This window comes from Pseudarthrobacter woesei, assembly GCF_055412745.1.
On the sequence record NZ_JBVAYU010000001.1, the window covers coordinates 231,213 to 248,117 of the forward strand.

16 protein-coding genes are annotated in these 16,905 nt (G+C 67.2%); 10 read left to right on the forward strand and 6 right to left on the reverse strand.

The window, feature by feature from the left end; translation table 11 throughout:
• Positions 1-75: 75 nt before the first annotated feature.
• The gene (locus ACZYZE_RS01125; protein ID WP_459319854.1) at positions 76-909 is read right to left on the reverse strand and encodes an alpha/beta fold hydrolase; all 834 of its coding nucleotides are present in this window, start codon (positions 907-909) and stop codon (positions 76-78) included.
• 62 nt (positions 910-971) lie between these two features.
• On the reverse strand, positions 972-1,598 hold the full coding sequence (locus tag ACZYZE_RS01130; RefSeq protein ID WP_463905751.1) for a thymidine kinase: 627 nt from the start codon (positions 1,596-1,598) through the stop codon (positions 972-974).
• Between the two features lie 200 nt (positions 1,599-1,798).
• Here ACZYZE_RS01130 and lysS point away from each other — a divergent pair, with 200 nt between their 5' ends.
• The 9 genes from lysS to dhaM all read left to right on the forward strand — a co-directional run bounded on the left by lysS (position 1,799) and on the right by dhaM (position 12,240).
• Positions 1,799-3,331 (forward strand): lysine--tRNA ligase, encoded by a 1,533-nt coding sequence (gene lysS / locus ACZYZE_RS01135; protein ID WP_463905753.1) that lies wholly within the window; start codon positions 1,799-1,801, stop codon positions 3,329-3,331.
• Positions 3,332-3,333: 2 nt separating this feature from the next.
• Positions 3,334-3,525: a hypothetical protein gene (locus ACZYZE_RS01140; protein ID WP_463905755.1), complete on the forward strand. Its 192-nt coding sequence runs from the start codon at positions 3,334-3,336 to the stop codon at positions 3,523-3,525.
• 135 nt (positions 3,526-3,660) lie between these two features.
• Positions 3,661-3,987: a histone-like nucleoid-structuring protein Lsr2 gene (locus ACZYZE_RS01145; protein WP_463905758.1), complete on the forward strand. Its 327-nt coding sequence runs from the start codon at positions 3,661-3,663 to the stop codon at positions 3,985-3,987.
• Between the two features lie 338 nt (positions 3,988-4,325).
• Entirely contained in the window at positions 4,326-6,818 is a 2,493-nt protein-coding gene (locus ACZYZE_RS01150) for an ATP-dependent Clp protease ATP-binding subunit (protein ID WP_463905759.1), read from the forward strand.
• A 195-nt stretch (positions 6,819-7,013) separates the two neighbouring features.
• A complete protein-coding gene (locus ACZYZE_RS01155; protein ID WP_463905761.1) occupies positions 7,014-9,134 on the forward strand; it encodes a prolyl oligopeptidase family serine peptidase in 2,121 nt (706 codons plus the stop codon).
• Between the two features lie 121 nt (positions 9,135-9,255).
• Positions 9,256-9,765, forward strand: a complete 510-nt coding sequence (locus ACZYZE_RS01160; RefSeq protein WP_459320021.1) for an amino-acid N-acetyltransferase — start codon at positions 9,256-9,258, stop codon at positions 9,763-9,765.
• A 173-nt stretch (positions 9,766-9,938) separates the two neighbouring features.
• A complete protein-coding gene (gene dhaK, locus ACZYZE_RS01165) occupies positions 9,939-10,940 on the forward strand; it encodes a dihydroxyacetone kinase subunit DhaK (protein ID WP_463905763.1) in 1,002 nt (333 codons plus the stop codon).
• Between the two features lie 2 nt (positions 10,941-10,942).
• Positions 10,943-11,569 carry a dihydroxyacetone kinase subunit DhaL gene (dhaL, locus tag ACZYZE_RS01170; protein ID WP_463905766.1) on the forward strand — a complete coding sequence of 209 codons (627 nt, stop codon included), beginning with the start codon at positions 10,943-10,945 and terminating at the stop codon, positions 11,567-11,569.
• Positions 11,566-12,240 carry a dihydroxyacetone kinase phosphoryl donor subunit DhaM gene (dhaM, locus tag ACZYZE_RS01175; protein ID WP_459320024.1) on the forward strand — a complete coding sequence of 225 codons (675 nt, stop codon included), beginning with the start codon at positions 11,566-11,568 and terminating at the stop codon, positions 12,238-12,240. The genes dhaL and dhaM overlap by 4 nt, the downstream gene beginning before the upstream one ends.
• Before the next feature lie 10 nt (positions 12,241-12,250).
• Here the strand turns inward: dhaM and ACZYZE_RS01180 are convergent, their stop codons facing one another.
• The 3 genes from ACZYZE_RS01180 to ACZYZE_RS01190 all read right to left on the reverse strand — a co-directional run bounded on the left by ACZYZE_RS01180 (position 12,251) and on the right by ACZYZE_RS01190 (position 14,647).
• Positions 12,251-12,943: a hypothetical protein gene (locus ACZYZE_RS01180; protein WP_459320025.1), complete on the reverse strand. Its 693-nt coding sequence runs from the start codon at positions 12,941-12,943 to the stop codon at positions 12,251-12,253.
• A gap of 54 nt (positions 12,944-12,997) precedes the next feature.
• Positions 12,998-13,495: a hypothetical protein gene (locus ACZYZE_RS01185; RefSeq protein ID WP_463905769.1), complete on the reverse strand. Its 498-nt coding sequence runs from the start codon at positions 13,493-13,495 to the stop codon at positions 12,998-13,000.
• A 63-nt stretch (positions 13,496-13,558) separates the two neighbouring features.
• Positions 13,559-14,647, reverse strand: a complete 1,089-nt coding sequence (locus tag ACZYZE_RS01190; protein ID WP_498049628.1) for an iron-sulfur binding domain-containing protein — start codon at positions 14,645-14,647, stop codon at positions 13,559-13,561.
• Between the two features lie 376 nt (positions 14,648-15,023).
• Here ACZYZE_RS01190 and ACZYZE_RS01195 point away from each other — a divergent pair, with 376 nt between their 5' ends.
• Positions 15,024-15,404 carry a hypothetical protein gene (locus ACZYZE_RS01195; protein WP_463905771.1) on the forward strand — a complete coding sequence of 127 codons (381 nt, stop codon included), beginning with the start codon at positions 15,024-15,026 and terminating at the stop codon, positions 15,402-15,404.
• A gap of 19 nt (positions 15,405-15,423) precedes the next feature.
• Here the strand turns inward: ACZYZE_RS01195 and disA are convergent, their stop codons facing one another.
• Entirely contained in the window at positions 15,424-16,500 is a 1,077-nt protein-coding gene (gene disA / locus ACZYZE_RS01200) for a DNA integrity scanning diadenylate cyclase DisA (protein ID WP_463905773.1), read from the reverse strand.
• Positions 16,501-16,905 lie beyond the last annotated feature (405 nt).

The window sequence follows — 16,905 nt, forward strand, 5'->3', positions numbered from 1 at the left end:
CAACGCGGGGTCACTTAGCGCCCGTCGGCCGGTCCGGAATGGGCGCTAAGTGACCCCGCGTTGCTTCGGTGTGGCCTAGCTTGCGAAGAACTCGCTCAGTTCGGCGATGAGCTTGTCCGGCGCCTTGTTGACGCCGTCGTGCCCCATGCCCGGCAGGATCGTGTAGCTGGAGCCGGAGAGCACCTCGTGGATCTGGGCGCAGGCCACACCGAAGTACGCAGGGCTCTTCTCGCCCACAATAATCAGCGTCTCCAGCGGCAGTTCCAGGAACGGCTCGGCCGGCATGTCCGCTGCGATGATCGCCTTGATCTCGCGGACGCCGGTCTTCATGAGCTCGCGCATCTGCTTGCCGATCGGGGTACCGGAGGCGAGCTTGTTGGCCAGGGTCAGCATGGACAGCGGCATCCGGGACAGGGCGCGGCCGGTCTCGAGGCCCTTGAGCAGGACGGCGAGGGCCCGGTCGTCCTCGCCGGCCGCCGTCGCACGCTCGTAGTCGGTGGTCCAGTCCGCCGTGACGCTGTGGTTGACGGACACCGCGGGGTCGTAAACGGCGAGGCGTTCCACCGGGAGGGTGCGGGCGGCATGCAGTGCCACCGCGCCGCCGAAACTGTGCCCGAAGACGTCGGTGCTGGAGGTGTGCTTCATCACCGCGTCCAGGTCGTGGATGTCCACATCGAGGGTGTAGTCCTCCGGCTGCGGAGAGGAGGAGCCTCGACCGCGCCGGTTGAAGGTGTGGACCGGGTGGCCCAGGGAAGCGCTGAGTTTCTGCGCGAAGCGGGTGTAGTCTGCGGCAGTCACCATGGAGGCCGGCACGACGACGACGCCGGAGCCCGCCGAGGCAAGCTCGGCACCCGTGCTGAAAAGCTCGATGGTTCCGCCGTCGGGGGTTCTGATGTTCTCGCGGGTCATGCTCCGAGCCTAACCGAGGCCGCAGCTACGGCGTAGTAGCTCACCGCTGCCGCCGGATCCGGCTAGCCGCCCAGCCGCCCGCCGGAGACCTCGAGATAGCAGGAGCCGCAGAGCGACTCGTACCGGACGTCCTGGCCGTCGATGGCGATCTGGTCGCCGTCGAACACCACCGTCTCACCCGCCCGGCGGGTATTGAAGATGGCCTTGCGGCCGCAGCGGCAGATCGTCTTGAGTTCCTCAAGGGTGTGCGCAATCTCCAGGAGCCGGAGCGAGCCCGGGAACGCCCGGGTCCGGAAGTCCGTGCGGATGCCGTAGGCGAGCACCGGGACCTGGTCCAGGACTGCGATGCGGAAGAGATCGTCCACCTGGGTTGGTTCAAGGAACTGCGCCTCGTCCACCAGCAGGCACGCCACGGGCTGCGTGTCGACGTGCTCCACCAGGGCATCGGGATCGTCGCCGTGCGCATGGGCGGAGAACAGCTCCCGGGCGGATGCCCCGGCCGGGATCAGGAAGTCCACCGAGCGGGTCATGCCCAGGCGGGACACGACGTCGGAATCACCCTTGGTGTCGACGTCCGGCTTGGCCAGCAGGACCCGCTGGCCCCGTTCCTCATAGTTGAAGGCGGCCTGCAGCAGGCCCGTTGACTTGCCGGAGTTCATCGCGCCGTAGCGGAAGTAGAGCTTGGCCAAGTGGGTCCTTTCGAAAGGGTCGCCCACCGATTCTACGGCCCGGCCCCGGCGTCCCGGCTTGGGCCGCTGCCGGTGGAGCCGGTCCCGTGCACGACGACGACGCCCGGCTGCCTGGTTCCGAACCACGTCCCGGGCCGGTGCTGAGCGGTGCAGGCCGGGCAGAAACCGGGCGGCCTGATCTCCCGGTAAACTTGGGGATTGTGACTTCCCAAAACACCCCCGCCCCGAACACCGCCGCCGAGCACCACGACGCCAGCGAGCAGACGCGTATCCGGATGGAGAAGCGCGCCAAGCTGATCGAGCGCGGCATCGAGGCGTATCCGGTGGGTGTTGAGCGCACACATTCACTGGGTGAAATCCGTGAGAAGTACGGGCACCTCGAGCCCGACGAAACCACCGGCGACATCGTCGGCGTGACCGGCCGCATCGTCTTCATCCGCAACACCGGCAAGCTCTGCTTCGCCACCCTCCAGGAGGGCGGCGTGGGCGGCAAGGCCATTCGGCTGCAGGTCATGCTGAGCCTGGCCAACATCGGCGAGGAGGCGCTCGCCGACTGGAAGGCAATCGTGGACCTGGGCGACCACGTCTTCATCAAGGGCGAGGTCATCTCCTCCCGCCGTGGAGAGCTCTCCGTTATGGCCGGGTCCTGGTCCATGGCGTCCAAGGCGCTCCGCCCGCTTCCCGTGCTGCACGCCGAGCTCAACGAGGAAACCCGCGTCCGCCAGCGTTACGTGGACCTCATCGTCCGCGACGAGGCCCGCGAAATGGTCTATACCCGGGCCGCGATCACCCGCTCAATCCGCGAAACCCTGCACCGACAAGGCTACGTCGAAGTGGAAACCCCGATGCTGCAGCTGATCCACGGCGGCGCCACGGCCCGCCCGTTCGAGACTCACATGAACGCCTTCGACCAGAAGATGACACTGCGCATCGCCACCGAGCTGTACCTCAAGCGCACCGTCGTCGGCGGGATCGACCGCGTCTACGACATGGGCCGAGTGTTCCGCAACGAAGGCGTGGACTCCACCCACAGCCCGGAATTCACTACGCTGGAGAGCTACGAGGCCTGGGCCGACCAGTTCGTTATGGCGGACCGGATCAAGGAACTCATCCTCGACGCCGCCGACGCCGCCGGGGTGGGCCGTGTGCTGCAGACCGAAGCCGGCGAGATCAACCTCGACGGCGACTGGGCCTGGATGGCGGTGTACCCGGGACTTTCGGAAGCCGTGGGCCGGGAAGTCACCCCGGAAACCACCGCCTCGGAGCTGCTGGCCATCGCCGCCAGACACGAGGTCAAGGTCGATGCCAACTGGGACGCCGAGAAGCTCGTGGTGGAGCTCTTTGGCGAACTCGTCGAGCCGACCCTGCTCAACCCCACCTTCGTCTACGACTACCCGCCCTCCGCGCAGCCGCTGGCCCGCCAGCACCGCGAGGATGACCGGCTGATCGAGGCCTGGGACCTCATTATCGGCGGCATGGAGCGTGGCACGGCCTTCTCCGAACTGATCGACCCGGTGATCCAGCGCGAACGGCTCACCGAGCAGTCCCGCCGCTCCGCCGCCGGCGACGTCGAGGCCATGCAGCTGGACGAGGACTTCCTCCGCGCGCTGGAATACGGCGCCCCGCCCATGGGCGGAATCGGCCTAGGCATCGACCGGTTGGTCATGCTCTTCACCGGCGCAGGCATCCGCGAGACCATCCTGTTCCCCCTCCTGAAGCCCGAAGGACACTGACCGTGGAATACATCGCCGTATTGTTGCCGTCCGTCGTCGTCGGCCTAATCTTCTGGTTCGCGATGAAATCGATTTTCAATGCGGACAAATCGGAGCGCCAGGCCGAAGCGCGCGCCCAGGCAGAAGCCGAAGGAAAGGCCCGGAAGACGGATTCCGGCCCCGGCGACGGCCATTCCACTGGCCTGAACAAATAGCGCCCTATTCCATCCTTTGGATTTCCTTTAGAAAATCTTTACCGCTTTGACTCACTGCCGTAAAGCGGAGGATACTTTAAGCAGATACATCATGCTTTTCTAAATCCTCGTCCTTATTGGAAAGAGAGTCTTTAAATGGCACAGAAGGTTAGAATCATCCTCGTCGATGATCTGGATGGCGGATCCGCGGACGAGACAGTCCGGTTCGGCCTCGATGGCGTCAGCTACGAAATTGACCTGTCGTCGGACAATGCTGCAGAACTCCGCTCTGCAGTTGAGCGCTTTGTTTCACATGCACGCAAGACTTCCAGCGGCCGCGCCACGCGCACCAAAATATCGACCGGCCGGAATCAGGATTCTGCCCAGATCCGTCAGTGGGCCCGCGACAACGGCTATGCGGTAAACAGCCGCGGCCGTATCCAGGCCGAAATTCAGGAAGCCTACCAAAAGGCGAATTCCTAGGCTGGCGCCGCTGTAACAACGATGCCCCTGCCTTCGGGCCGGGGCATCGCGGGTTAAGCGGAAGGCCTTTTGTTAGCGAACGACGCCGACGACGCCGACACTGTTGCGGACGACGCCGACACTGTTGCCGACGACGCCGACACTGTTGCGGACGACGCCGACGCCGGTAACCGCACTCGTTCCGCCCGCGCCGCCCGCGCGGGCACCGCGAGCGGGCCGCCGCCTGGTCCCTGTGTGACGCGGGTGTTGCGCCCCGGTTTCCCCTGTGGCGAACAAGCACCCAATCTGGAAGCCAGCCACGTAGCATCAAAGTACGTCGTAGCTAGGAGTGTGGCGAAATGTTTGAGCGATTTACGGACCGTGCCCGTCGCGTAGTTGTGCTTGCCCAAGAAGAGGCACGCATGCTGAACCACAATTACATTGGTACCGAACACATCCTCTTGGGTCTGATCCATGAAGGTGAAGGTGTTGCCGCCAAAGCCCTCGAGTCCTTGAGCATTTCGCTCGACGGCGTCCGCGAGCAGGTACAGGAGATCATCGGCCAGGGCCAGCAGGCCCCGTCCGGCCACATCCCCTTCACGCCGCGCGCCAAGAAGGTGCTGGAGCTCTCGCTGCGCGAGGCCCTGCAGCTCGGCCATAACTACATCGGCACCGAGCACATCCTGCTCGGCCTCATCCGCGAGGGTGAAGGTGTTGCCGCCCAGGTGCTGGTCAAGCTCGGTGCGGACCTCAACCGTGTCCGCCAGCAGGTGATCCAGCTGCTCTCGGGTTACCAGGGCAAGGAAACCACCGGCGCCGGTGTTGGCCCCGGCCAGGCCGAAGGCACCCCTGCCGGTTCGGTGGTTCTGGACCAGTTCGGCCGCAACCTGACCCAGGCTGCCCGCGAAAACAAGCTGGACCCTGTCATCGGTCGCGAATCCGAGATGGAACGCGTCATGCAGATCCTGTCCCGCCGCACCAAGAACAACCCGGTGTTGATTGGTGAGCCCGGCGTCGGCAAGACCGCCGTCGTCGAAGGCCTCGCCCAGGCGATTGTCCGCGGCGACGTCCCGGAGACCATCAAGGACAAGCAGCTGTATACCCTGGACCTCGGGTCCCTGGTGGCCGGCTCCCGCTACCGCGGCGACTTCGAAGAGCGCCTCAAGAAGGTCCTCAAGGAGATCCGCACCCGCGGCGACATCATCCTGTTCATCGATGAAATCCACACCCTCGTGGGTGCCGGTGCTGCCGAAGGTGCCATCGATGCGGCCTCTATCCTGAAGCCCATGCTGGCCCGCGGCGAGCTCCAGACCATCGGTGCCACCACACTGGATGAATACCGGAAGCACATCGAGAAGGATGCTGCCCTGGAACGCCGCTTCCAGCCGATCCAGGTCAAGGAACCCTCCGTCGTACACACGATCGAGATCCTCAAGGGCCTCCGGGACCGGTACGAGGCACACCACCGCGTCACCATTACCGACGGCGCCCTCGCGGCAGCCGCGAGTTTGTCCGAACGCTACATCTCGGACCGGTTCCTGCCGGACAAGGCGATCGACCTGATCGACGAGGCCGGCGCCAGGCTGCGCATCCGCCGGATGACCGCCCCGCCGGAGCTCAAGGTCATGGACGAGAAGATCGCCGCCATGAAGCTCGAGAAGGAATCCGCGATTGACGCGCAGGACTTCGAAGGCGCCGCCTCGCTGCGCGACAAGGAGCAGAAGCTCATTGCCGAGCGGGCCGAGAAGGAACGCCAGTGGAAGACCGGCGGCATGGACGACATCTCCGAGGTTGATGAGGAACTCATCGCCGAGGTGCTGGCGAACTCCACCGGCATCCCGGTCTTCAAGCTGACCGAGGAAGAGTCCTCGCGCCTGCTGAAGATGGAAGACGAACTGCACAAGCGTGTCGTCGGCCAGGACGAGGCTATCAAGTCCCTGTCCCAGGCGATCCGCCGTACCCGTGCAGGCCTCAAGGACCCGAAGCGTCCGGGCGGCTCGTTCATCTTCGCCGGCCCCACGGGCGTCGGCAAGACCGAGCTGGCCAAGGCCCTTGCCGAGTTCCTGTTCGGCGAAGAAGACGCGCTGATCACCCTGGACATGTCCGAGTACTCGGAGAAGCACACGGTTTCCCGTCTCTTCGGTGCCCCTCCGGGCTATGTGGGCTACGAGGAAGGCGGACAGCTGACCGAGAAGGTCCGACGTCGTCCGTTCTCCGTGGTCCTGTTCGACGAAGTGGAGAAGGCCCACGCCGACCTCTTCAACTCGCTGCTGCAGATTCTGGAAGACGGCCGGCTGACCGACTCCCAGGGCCGCGTGGTGGACTTCAAGAACACCGTGATCATCATGACCACGAACCTCGGCACCCGGGACATCTCCAAGAGCGTTGCCACCGGCTTCCAGTCCGGCACGGACACGCAGACCGGCTACAACCGGATGCGGGCCCGTGTCACGGAGGAGCTCAAGCAGCATTTCCGCCCCGAGTTCCTGAACCGTGTTGACGACGTTGTGGTCTTCCCGCAGCTGACCCAGGACGAGATCATCGAGATCGTGGACATGTTCGTTGGCCGGCTGGAGAAGCGCCTCAAGGACAAGGACATGGGCATCGAGCTCACGTCTGCGGCCAAGGTGCTGCTGGCAACCCGCGGCTACGATCCCGCCATGGGTGCCCGGCCGCTGCGCCGCACTATCCAGCGCGAGATCGAGGACCAGCTCTCCGAGAGGATCCTGTTCGGCGAGATCAACGCGGGCGACATTGTCGTGGTGGGTGTTGAAGGCGAAGGCGACGACGCCAAGTTCACCTTTGCAGGCACCAGCAAGCCGCGCATCCCGGAGATCGCTCCGAGCGTCTAAGCACCGATTCAAAGGCTCCGGCTTCCTGAAAAGGCAGGCGGGGTCTTTGTCTTGTCTGACGCCAGGCACCTCCTTTCGGCACTGCGCACATGGATAGGCGCGACGTAGGCCCAGCCCTGAGCCGGTGTGAAAGCACTGTTTCACTCTGAGTGAACTTGATGTGATCCACCGCGCTAAGGGGTGTTGAATCGGTGCATGGCTTCCATCGGTTCAGAGACCCTGAGCGAAAAACCCGAGACACCCTTCCATGATCTGGACCATTACCTCGCCATCCCGAGGGTAAGCGGCCTGGCCCTGAGCCCCGACGGCGGCCGCCTGGTCACCACCGTGGCCACCCTCAATGCCAAAGGCACCGAATATGGAACAGCCCTGTGGGAGCTGGATCCTGAAGGCCTCAAACAGGCCCGCAGGATTACCCGCAGCGCAAAGGGGGAGGTCGGAGCCGTCTTCGCCGCCAGCGGCGACCTCTACTTCACCTCCGCCCGCCCGGATCCGGAGAGCCCCGACGCCGACCCGGTCAACGCCCTGTGGATGCTCGCCGCAGGTGGCGGAGAGGCGCGGGTGGTGCTCTCGCGCGGCGGCGGCGTCAGCGCGGTCCTGGCCGCCAAGGAAGCCGAGGCCGTGTTCGTGGCTGCCTCCGTGCTGGGGGGTTCCACCGATGAAGACAATGACGGGGAGCGCCGCAAGGCCCGCAAGGACAACAAGGTCGCCGCCATCCTGCACAGCGGCTATCCCGTGCGCTACTGGGACGCCGATCTGGGACCCGCCCAGCCGCGGCTGTTCGCCGTCGAACCGGGCGGGGAGCAGGAGCCGGGCAGGCCAGCCACCGTTGACGCCGCCGCGCCGGCCACGCTCCGCAACCTGACTCCCGACGCCGGCAACGGTCTCCGGGATGCGGATCCCGTGGTCAGCCCCGACGGGAAGACCATCTACAGCAGCTTCAACAAGCCGCTCGCCAACGCCAATTCGCGGTCCGTGCTGGTCGCGATCGACGCCGCCACCGGCACCCGAAAGGTGCTGCTGGACACCGAAGGGCTGAGCTACTTCCCGGGGCCGGTCAGCCCGGACAACCGTACCCTTGTGGTACTCAGTGAGAGCGACACCACCCCGTTTGCGGCCCCGCAGGTCAGGCTGCACCTGCTCGATGTGTCCGATGCGGCAGCGGAAAACGCCCTGACACCGCTGGCCCGCGACTGGGACCGCTGGCCCCGCCCCGCGGCCTGGCTGCCGGACGGCTCCGCCATTCTCGTCACGGCCGACGAGGACGGCGCCTCACCGGTCTTCCGCATCACCGTGTCCGGGGAGGCCGGCGGAACCGGCCGCGTCACCCGGCTGACGGCAGATGCGGCGGCCTACACCGACGTCGTCATCTCCCCGGACGGCCGCAGCGCCTTTGCGCTGCGCAGTTCCTACGCGTTCCCCGCCGAAGCCGTCCGGATAAGCCTCGCCAGCGGCGCCGTCGCCCGGCTTCCGGCCCCCGCGGAACGCCCGCGCTACCAGGGCGCGCTGGAACGGGTGGAGACGACGGCGGCCGACGGCACCCGGGTGCCGGCGTACCTGGCCCTCCCCGACGGCGCCTCCGCCGGGAATCCGGCACCGCTCCTGCTGTGGATCCACGGCGGCCCGCTCGGATCCTGGAACGCCTGGACATGGCGCTGGAACCCGTGGCTGCTCGTGGCCCGCGGCTACGCCGTGCTCCTGCCGGACCCGGCGCTGTCCACCGGTTACGGCCAGCACCACATCCAGCGCGGCTGGGGTGAATGGGGCAAGGCTCCGTTCACCGATCTGATGGCCATCACCGATGCCGTGGTGCAGCGGCCGGACATCGACGAGACCCGCACGGCTGCGATGGGCGGCTCCTTCGGCGGCTACATGGCCAACTGGGTGGCCGGCCACACGGACCGGTTCAAGGCGATCGTCACGCACGCCAGCCTCTGGGCGCTGGACCAGTTCGGCCCCACCACCGACGCCGCGCAGTACTGGCTCAAGGAAATGACGGCCGACATGGCGCTTGAGAACTCCCCGCACCTGCACGTGGAGAACATCAGCACCCCCATGCTCGTCATCCACGGCGACAAGGACTACCGCGTCCCCATCGGCGAGGGCCTGCGCCTCTGGTACGAACTGCTCTCCAAATCGCAGCTGGCGGCCGACGAGAACGGCGAAACCGACCACCGCTTCCTGTACTTCCCGGACGAGAACCACTGGATCCTGCAGCCGCAGCACGCCAAAATCTGGTACGGCGTCGTGGAGCACTTCCTCGCCAGGCACCTCCTGGACAAGGACCTGCCCGTGCCCGCCGAACTTGGTCTCTGACCTTCCATCCTTCCCCCGCTGACTCGCAGCAGGGGCCGTTATGGGCGCTCAAAACGGCCCTTAACTGCGAGTTAGTTGGGGCCGGGCCGGGGCGCGACAGGCTCGCCCGTAAGATTGGGCTGTGACTGAGTCGATCCGCATCCGCCCTGCCCGCACCAGCGATGTTGCAGCCATCAAGGCGTTGGTGGCGCCGCTGGCCGATCAACGGATCCTCATGGCCAAGGAGACCGTGGCCTACTACGAAAGCCTGCAGGAGTTCCGGATTGCCGAAGCGCCCGACGGCGGGGTGATCGGCTGCGGGGCGCTCCACGTCATGTGGGAGGACCTGGCCGAGGTGCGCACCCTTGCGGCGTCCGATGCCTGGCGCGGCAAAGGCGTGGGGCACGTGCTGGTGGAGCGGCTCCTGGACGATGCGCGGGCCCTGGGGGTTTCCCGCGTCTTCTGCCTGACCTTCGAGGTGGACTTCTTCAGGAAACACGGCTTCGACGTCATGGCGGACCAATCCGCCGTCGACCCGGTGGTGTATTCCGAACTGCTGCGATCCCACGACGAGGGTGTGGCCGAGTTCCTGGACCTGGCACGGGTGAAGCCGAACACCCTTGGCAACACCCGGATGATCAAATCCCTCTAGAAGCCGCCGGCGGGCCGGAGGTGTGACGTCCGGGCCGGCCATGCCCCGGAAACACGGCGGTCCGGACGCGCTGAGGGTCCGCTTAGGCCGTTCGAATCTGGAGCCTTTCGCTGGCACGGCCCCGGTAGTAGGGTCTAAGCAAGCAGCCAGGACACCATCCAGGGAGCACCGCCATGAAGAAGCTCATCAATGATCCCCGCGCCGTGGTCGACGAGTCAGTGGAGGGCTTCGGGCTTGTGCATGCCGACCTCGTGACCGTCTTCGCCGACCCCAAGTACATCGTCCGCAAAGATGCGCCGGTGGCGGGAAAGGTAGGGCTGGTCTCCGGCGGAGGCAGCGGCCATGAGCCGCTGCACGGCGGCTATGTCGGGATGGGAATGCTCGACGCCGCGGTCCCGGGTGCCGTGTTCACCTCGCCCACCCCGGACCAGATCCTTCCGGCCACGCTGGCCGTGGACTCAGGCGCCGGCGTCGTCCATATCGTCAAGAACTACACCGGCGACGTGCTCAACTTCGAGACCGCGGCCGAACTGGCGCAGGCCGAAGGCGTGGAGGTCCGCACGGTCCTCGTCAACGACGACGTCGCGGTGGAGGACTCGCTGTACACCGCAGGGCGGCGCGGTGTGGGTGGCACGGTGCTGGTGGAGAAGATCGCCGGTGCGGCTGCCGAGCGCGGCGACAACCTCGACGCCGTCGCCGCCATCGGTGACCGCGTCAACCAGAATGTCCGCAGCATGGGCGTGGCGTTATCCGCCTGCACCGTGCCGCATGCCGGGGTGCCCAGCTTTGAACTTGAAGAGAACGAGATCGAGATCGGTATCGGCATTCACGGCGAGCCTGGCCGGCACAAGATCCCGATGGAAAACGCAGACGGCATCACGGACCGGCTGCTGGCCCCCGTCGTCAGCGACCTCGGCCTCGCCTCCGGTGACAAGGTGCTCCTGTTCGTGAACGGGATGGGCGGCACTCCGCAGAGCGAGCTGTACATCGTCTACCGCCGGGCCGCCCAGAAGCTGGCGGAGCAGGGCATCACCGTGGCGCGCTCGCTCGTGGGCAACTACATCACCGCCCTTGAAATGCAGGGTTGTTCCATCACCGTCCTGCGGCTGGACGACGAGATGACGGCACTCTGGGACGCGCCGGTCCACACGGCGGCCCTCCGCTGGGGCGTCTGACCGTGGGCTTGGACGTCAGCTGGGCGGTGCGGTGGCTGACCCTATCCGCGCAGGCCATGTCGGAGCACAGGGTCGAACTCATTGAACTGGACCGGCCAATCGGCGACTCGGACCACGGCGAGAACATGGACCGGGGCTTCCGGGCGGTGATGGACAAACTCGCCGAGTCGCCCCCGGAAACCCCCGGGGCCGCGCTCAAGCTGACGGCCATGACCCTGATGTCGAAGGTGGGGGGAGCCGCCGGCCCGCTCTACGGCACTGCATTCCTTCGTGCTTCCACGGCTCTGGGGGACACGGCCGACGTCGACGCCGCGACACTGGCGACTGCACTGCAGGCCGCGCGCGACGGCATCGTGGCCCGTGGAAAGGCCGAGTCCGGCGACAAGACCATGGTGGACGCCTGGACCCCGGCGATCGAGGCAGCCGCTGCCGCGGCCGGCAACGGTGACGTCCGCAAGGTCCTGGTGGCCGCCGCGGAGGCCGCCGAAGCCGGGGCCGTGTCCACCGATCCGATGCTTGCCCGCAAGGGGCGCGCCAGCTACCTGGGGGAGCGCAGCATCGGCCACCGGGACCCGGGCGCCGTCTCCAGTGCCCTGATCCTGCGCGCCGCTGCCGGGGCAGCCGAATGACGGTACGGCTAGTCGTCGTTTCACACAGCGAAAAGATCGCCGACGGCGCAGCCGAACTGGCCGCGCAGATGGCGCCGGACGTCATGATCCTGCCCGCCGGAGGCACCGACGACGGCCGGATCGGCACGAGCCTGGAACGGGTGATGGCGGCGCTGGAAAAGGCTGCGGGTCCTGACGGCGTTGTTGTGCTCACGGACCTGGGCTCGGCCGTGATGACGGCCGAATCGGCGGTGGAATTCCTGGCCGGCCCCGGCTCCGTGCTGCTGGCCGATGCACCGCTCGTGGAGGGGCTGGTCGCTGCCGCCGTGGCCGCCCAGACCGGAGCCGACGCCGGCGCGGTGAAGGAAGCCGCCGAGGCCGTCTACCGCCCGCCCGCCCACCCGGTGGTCCCCGGCCACGAGCACCAGCAGCCGCCGGACGCCATGGGCGATTTCGAGCTCATCAACCAGGCCGGCATGCACGCACGCCCCGCGGCGAAAATCGCCGGCGGACTGTCCGGCATGGACGCCGATGTGACCATCAACGGCGTCGACGGCGCCTCCATGACGGAACTCATGATGCTTGGTGCTGCCAAGGGTGCGGTGCTGCACGTCGAGGCCAGCGGCCCGGACGCCACGAAAGCTGTGGGCTATCTGGGCGGGCTGATCAAGGCCGGCTTCGGTGAACCGTAGGATCGGAGCATCAGCCGGTCAGCGCCGCGGCCGGGTCGGGTGCCTGCGCGCCCTGCCGTGCCACACGCCAGGCAATCCATCCGCCGGCAGCCGCCATCAGCAAGGCCCCGGCCGTCTGGGTCGGCAGGCTGCTTCCCGTCGTCGCCTGCCCCAGTACGACGCCCAGGACGTAGAACAACACCGCGCCGGCAACCCAGACCACCCCGGCCCAGCGCGGCAGCGTATGGGAGCCCCACACCGCAATCCCCAGCAGCACATTGCCGAGGAAGGCAAGCAGGAGGCCCAGCAGGATCGAAGCCGACATGGCGGCCGGGAACTCCAGCCGCATGACGTCCCCGTTTCCGCCCAGGTAGGCCTTCCCGATCGCGGGCAGGGCGAAGGTTGAGATCACCGCGGGCACCAGTAGCAGGGCGGTGCCGGCGACCGTGATGACCATTGCCGCCAGCGCCAGGCGCCCCACCCGGGTGTTTGCCAGGCAGCAGCCCAGGGCGAAGACGCCGAAAATAGCGAGGATGGCGCCTACCGTACCGCCGAACAGGTGGCTGAACTGGTAGGAGTCTGAGCTGACAAACCGCGCCCAGGCGTCCGGGTCCCGCTCCTGGTCGGGCTGCAGCTCAAGCGTGGCCCAGGCGGTGACCAGGCCGGCGAGGGGGATGGTCCACAGCCCGGCGCGGATCCAGCGGCCGATGTTCTGCGTGTTCATTTGTTCGCCTTTCTCGACTCGTCGCCGTGCTCCGCCGCTCGCCTTCCGGGGCGGCTAGGGCGCCTGCCGGAGGCCGTCCGCGTCGAGCACGACGCCGGCCGTGATGAACCGGCCGCACTGCTCGCCGTAGGGGTAAGCCACCCGCGGGGTGAACGTCAGGGTCCGGACCGGCAGGGGGAGGCCATTGGCGTCGGTCCCGGTGGAGGTCGCCTCGATGGGCGAGTCGCCCAGCGGCTCAAACATCAGCATTCCGGTGAGGGTGCCGTCCGGGGAAGAGGTTGCCGAACAGGGGCGGTCGCCGCCGTAGGGGCCGGGCTCGCAGCCCTGGTCCACGGTGGTGCTGCCGGGGAATAGCTCCAGCGCCGCCTCGGTGCAGCGGCCCTCCTGGCACGCCTTCAGATGGACGGTCCTGACCGAGGCGGCGTAGTCCTGGGCCACGGTGAGCGCGACCACCTGCGCCTGGGCGATCGCCGGGCAGGCCGTTTCCGGCTGGCACCCGGCTGCCGGCAACGCGGTACAGATCAGAGCCACGATCGCCACGAACTTGCGCATGCTTCAGGGTAGTTCCGGCAGGCGCGCCCAGCTAGGGTGCCGCGGTTCCGCGGGCCACGATGCTCAGGCGGGGAGCCGGAAGCCGCCGGGATGCAGCTCTGCCAGGCCGTCGTTGAGCAGGCCGGCCAACGCTCGTTCGAGCTGTTCAGGAGCCGAATTGAGCCGGTGCAGGGCGGCCAGCGGAATGCTGATCCCAAGCGGTTCAAAGCCGAGATCCGCCGGGGCCCGCTGGAACAACTCCGGCGCGACGGGGGACTCGGCGACTCGGAGCACCGCCATCACGGCGCCCCGCACCTGACGGTCCGTTCCGTGCCACGACTGCCCCTTGGGGGTGTACGTCGGCGGCGGCTCACCGGCCGCGAGCCAGGCACAGGAACTGCGGACCGGGCATTCCGCACACTTCGGTGACCGCGCCGTGCAGATGAGCGCCCCGAGCTCCATGACGGCCGCGTTCCAGCGAACGGAGGCTCCGACGTCGGCCGGCAGCGTCTTTGCGGCCAGCCGCATCTCAGCGGCGGTCAGCGCCTGCGAGGGAAGCGCGGAACCGGAAAACAGCCGGGCGTGGACACGGCGGATATTGGTGTCCACCACTGTTTCGCGCCGCCCGAAGGCGAAGGCGGCGACGGCCGCCGCCGTGTAGCCGCCCACTCCGGGCAGCTCCAGCAGTTCCGGATACGTGCCCGGAACCTTTCCGCCATGGTGGGCTCCGATCCTGACGGCGGCCGCGTGCAGCCGAAGGGCCCGCCGCGGATAGCCAAGCCGGCCCCAGGATCGGACAGCCTCACCCGCGGGTACCCGGGCCAGATCCGCCGGCTCCGGCCAGCGCCGCAGCCACTCCTCCCAGACCGGCAGGACGCGCACCACTGGTGTCTGCTGGAGCATGACCTCGCTGACCAGCACACCCCAGGGGGTGCACTCTGCAGCCCGCCACGGCAGCGTCCGTGCGTTCGACTCAAACCACGCGTCCAGGGCCGCATGAAGGCCGGCCAGCGCGTCCCCGCCGGGTTCGCTGTTGCGGACGCCTGCGCCCGGGCCTGCGGGATCGCTTTCCGGGTTGGCAGCACGGACGGCGGGAGAATCGGCTAGAGCTTTGATGCAAGTAAGCGTAATAGATGAGGGCCACAGTCCGCCCGCGGCGTGGGAGGGCCCCATACCCGGCGCGGTTCTCTAGCCTAGGAGGATGGGCAGGCAAGGCGATTCAGGAAGTCACGGTTCTCGGCCGAAGGTTTCCGCCGGCGGGCACTCCTCACGGACCTCGCCGCGGAAAGCTGGGCGGAAGCCTGCCCGGAAACCTGCCCGGAAAACGGTCAATCCCGTCTTCCGCCGCCGCCGGCTGTTCGTGGGTGCCGCTCTCCTGCTCGTAGTCGCGATCGCCGTCGGGGGCTTCGCTTCCGTATCCAGCGTAATTAACGCCGGGCAGTTCCCGGACGGGGGCGTAGCGGCTCCGGAAGGCCAGCCAACGGGACCGGCGGGCCCGGAAGCGGCCGCCAGTTCCCCGGCGATGCCGTCGGAGACGGAAGGCTGCGACATGAACCTTGTGACGGTCACTGCCGCAGCGGACAAGCCTGCCTATGCCGCCGGCGAAAACCCCCTGCTCAGCCTTAAGGTGACCAACGGCAACCGGGTGCCGTGCGAGGTCAATCTCGGATCTTCGCAGATGGAGTTCCTGATTGCCAGCGGCTCGGACCGGATCTTCTCCTCCGCGGACTGCCAGTCGGACAACACGGACATCGTGAAGACTATCGCGCCGGGCCAGAGCGAGACGGCGAACTTCCCCTGGCAGCGAAACCGCTCCGTTCAGGGCTGTGCGGCGATCGCGGCCCGGCCCGGAGCCGGCGGTGCGTACTACGTGTTCACGGCACGGCTGGCGAACAAGACCTCCCCCAAGGCCGTGTTCCAGCTCAACTAGTTCCCAGCGCAGCGGGGGTTTAGAGGAACCGGTCCAACAGGCTGGCCTCAGCCATGCGGCTCAGGCCCTCGCGGACCGTCCGGGCGCGCTGGTCGCCGATGCCGTCCACCGTCATGAGGTCATCGATCGTGGCCGCCATGAGGAACTGCAGCCCGCCGAAGTGGTCCACCAGGCGGTCGGCGACGGCCTTCGGCACTGCCTTCAGCCCGGAGAGCAGGCGGTAGCCGCGCGGCTGGACGACGGCGTCGAGGTTCGCCTCGCCGCCCGCGAAGCCGACAATCCCGGCGATCTTGCCCAGGTCGATCAGCTCGGTGGGGCCAAGGTTGACGAGCGCCTTGACGGCCTTGTCGATGTCCCCGGCGGAAGCATCCGGGCCGGAGTAGTCGCGGATGATCACGTCGCTCCCGGGCCCGCGGCCCACGGTCAGCTCGTCCAGCTGCAGTGACAGCAGGCGGCCGTCCTCGCCCAGTTCCAGGACGTACTGCGAGATTTCCTCGGAAATGCGGCGGACCATTTCCTGGCGCTGCAGGGTCACGGCGACATCGCGGACCGTCACCATGGCCTCGATTTCCAGCGCTGAAAGCGAGCTGGTCACCTGGTCCAGGCGTGACCGGTAGCGTTCCAGGGTTGCCAGGGCCTGGTTGGCGCGGGCCAGGACCTTCTCCGAGCCCTCCAGGACGTGCCGAAGGCCGTTCACATACAGCGCGATGATCTGCATCGACTGGCTGACCGAGATGACCGGGACGCCAGTCTGGATGGCGACGCGCTCCGCGGTCCGGTGCCGGGTGCCTGATTCCTGGGTCTCGATGCTGGAGTCCGGGACCAGCTGGACGGCGGCGCGCAGGATGTTGCTGGCGTCCTTGTCGCAAATGATGGCGCCGTCCATTTTGGCCAGTTCCCGGAGCCGGGTGGGGGAGAAATCGATCCCGATGTCGAAGCCGCCGGAACAAATGGATTCGATGGTCCTGTCGATGCCCAGCACGATCAGGGCCCCGGTCCGTCCGCGGAGGATGCGCTCCAGTCCGTCGCGGAGGGCGGTGCCCGGTGCCACTCTGCCCAGAGTCGCCTTGAGTGAATCTTCAGGGCTCCGGGCCATAGATTTTTCCCTTCAAAGGCGCAGGCTCCAGCCTGCAGGTGCGCCGGTTTCCCATGGTTGCCGGCAGGATCAAAGTACTCGGTTTCCCGCTCCCACCATAGTAGAGGTAGTACGGGCCAACATCCGCACAGACAAGCCTCAAAGTGGTCCATCTAGGCGTGTTTCGGGGTGCCTTCCGAATGGCACCCTCGGTGGCCGTTGCGGACCGCACTTCGGTGCAGCTGCGGTGGCGCTCCGGTCACGCTGCGTTGCCGCTTCGCGGGGGCGGTGCGGCCTGCGATAAACTTGATTCCTGGTGTACCGCCTGCTCCAGGTGCGGTGCCCTTTCAGAACTCACAGCAGAACTCCCGCGATCCCTCTCGGGCCCACCCGGATTCCCGCAGCCCCGGACCGCGACCATTCAAC

What these genes read in the sequence shown, in the direction of transcription:
- ACZYZE_RS01125 (WP_459319854.1), bottom strand. Translation starts at nt 909, where the DNA reads ATGACCCGCGAGAACATCAGAACCCCCGACGGCGGAACCATCGAGCTT.
- ACZYZE_RS01145 (WP_463905758.1), top strand. Translation starts at nt 3,661, where the DNA reads ATGGCACAGAAGGTTAGAATCATCCTCGTCGATGATCTGGATGGCGGA.
- ACZYZE_RS01150 (WP_463905759.1), top strand. Translation starts at nt 4,326, where the DNA reads ATGTTTGAGCGATTTACGGACCGTGCCCGTCGCGTAGTTGTGCTTGCC.
- ACZYZE_RS01155 (WP_463905761.1), top strand. Translation starts at nt 7,014, where the DNA reads ATGGCTTCCATCGGTTCAGAGACCCTGAGCGAAAAACCCGAGACACCC.
- dhaK (WP_463905763.1), top strand. Translation starts at nt 9,939, where the DNA reads ATGAAGAAGCTCATCAATGATCCCCGCGCCGTGGTCGACGAGTCAGTG.
- dhaM (WP_459320024.1), top strand. Translation starts at nt 11,566, where the DNA reads ATGACGGTACGGCTAGTCGTCGTTTCACACAGCGAAAAGATCGCCGAC.
- ACZYZE_RS01180 (WP_459320025.1), bottom strand. Translation starts at nt 12,943, where the DNA reads ATGAACACGCAGAACATCGGCCGCTGGATCCGCGCCGGGCTGTGGACC.
- ACZYZE_RS01185 (WP_463905769.1), bottom strand. Translation starts at nt 13,495, where the DNA reads ATGCGCAAGTTCGTGGCGATCGTGGCTCTGATCTGTACCGCGTTGCCG.
- ACZYZE_RS01190 (WP_498049628.1), bottom strand. Translation starts at nt 14,647, where the DNA reads ATGGGGCCCTCCCACGCCGCGGGCGGACTGTGGCCCTCATCTATTACG.
- ACZYZE_RS01195 (WP_463905771.1), top strand. Translation starts at nt 15,024, where the DNA reads ATGAACCTTGTGACGGTCACTGCCGCAGCGGACAAGCCTGCCTATGCC.
- disA (WP_463905773.1), bottom strand. Translation starts at nt 16,500, where the DNA reads ATGGCCCGGAGCCCTGAAGATTCACTCAAGGCGACTCTGGGCAGAGTG.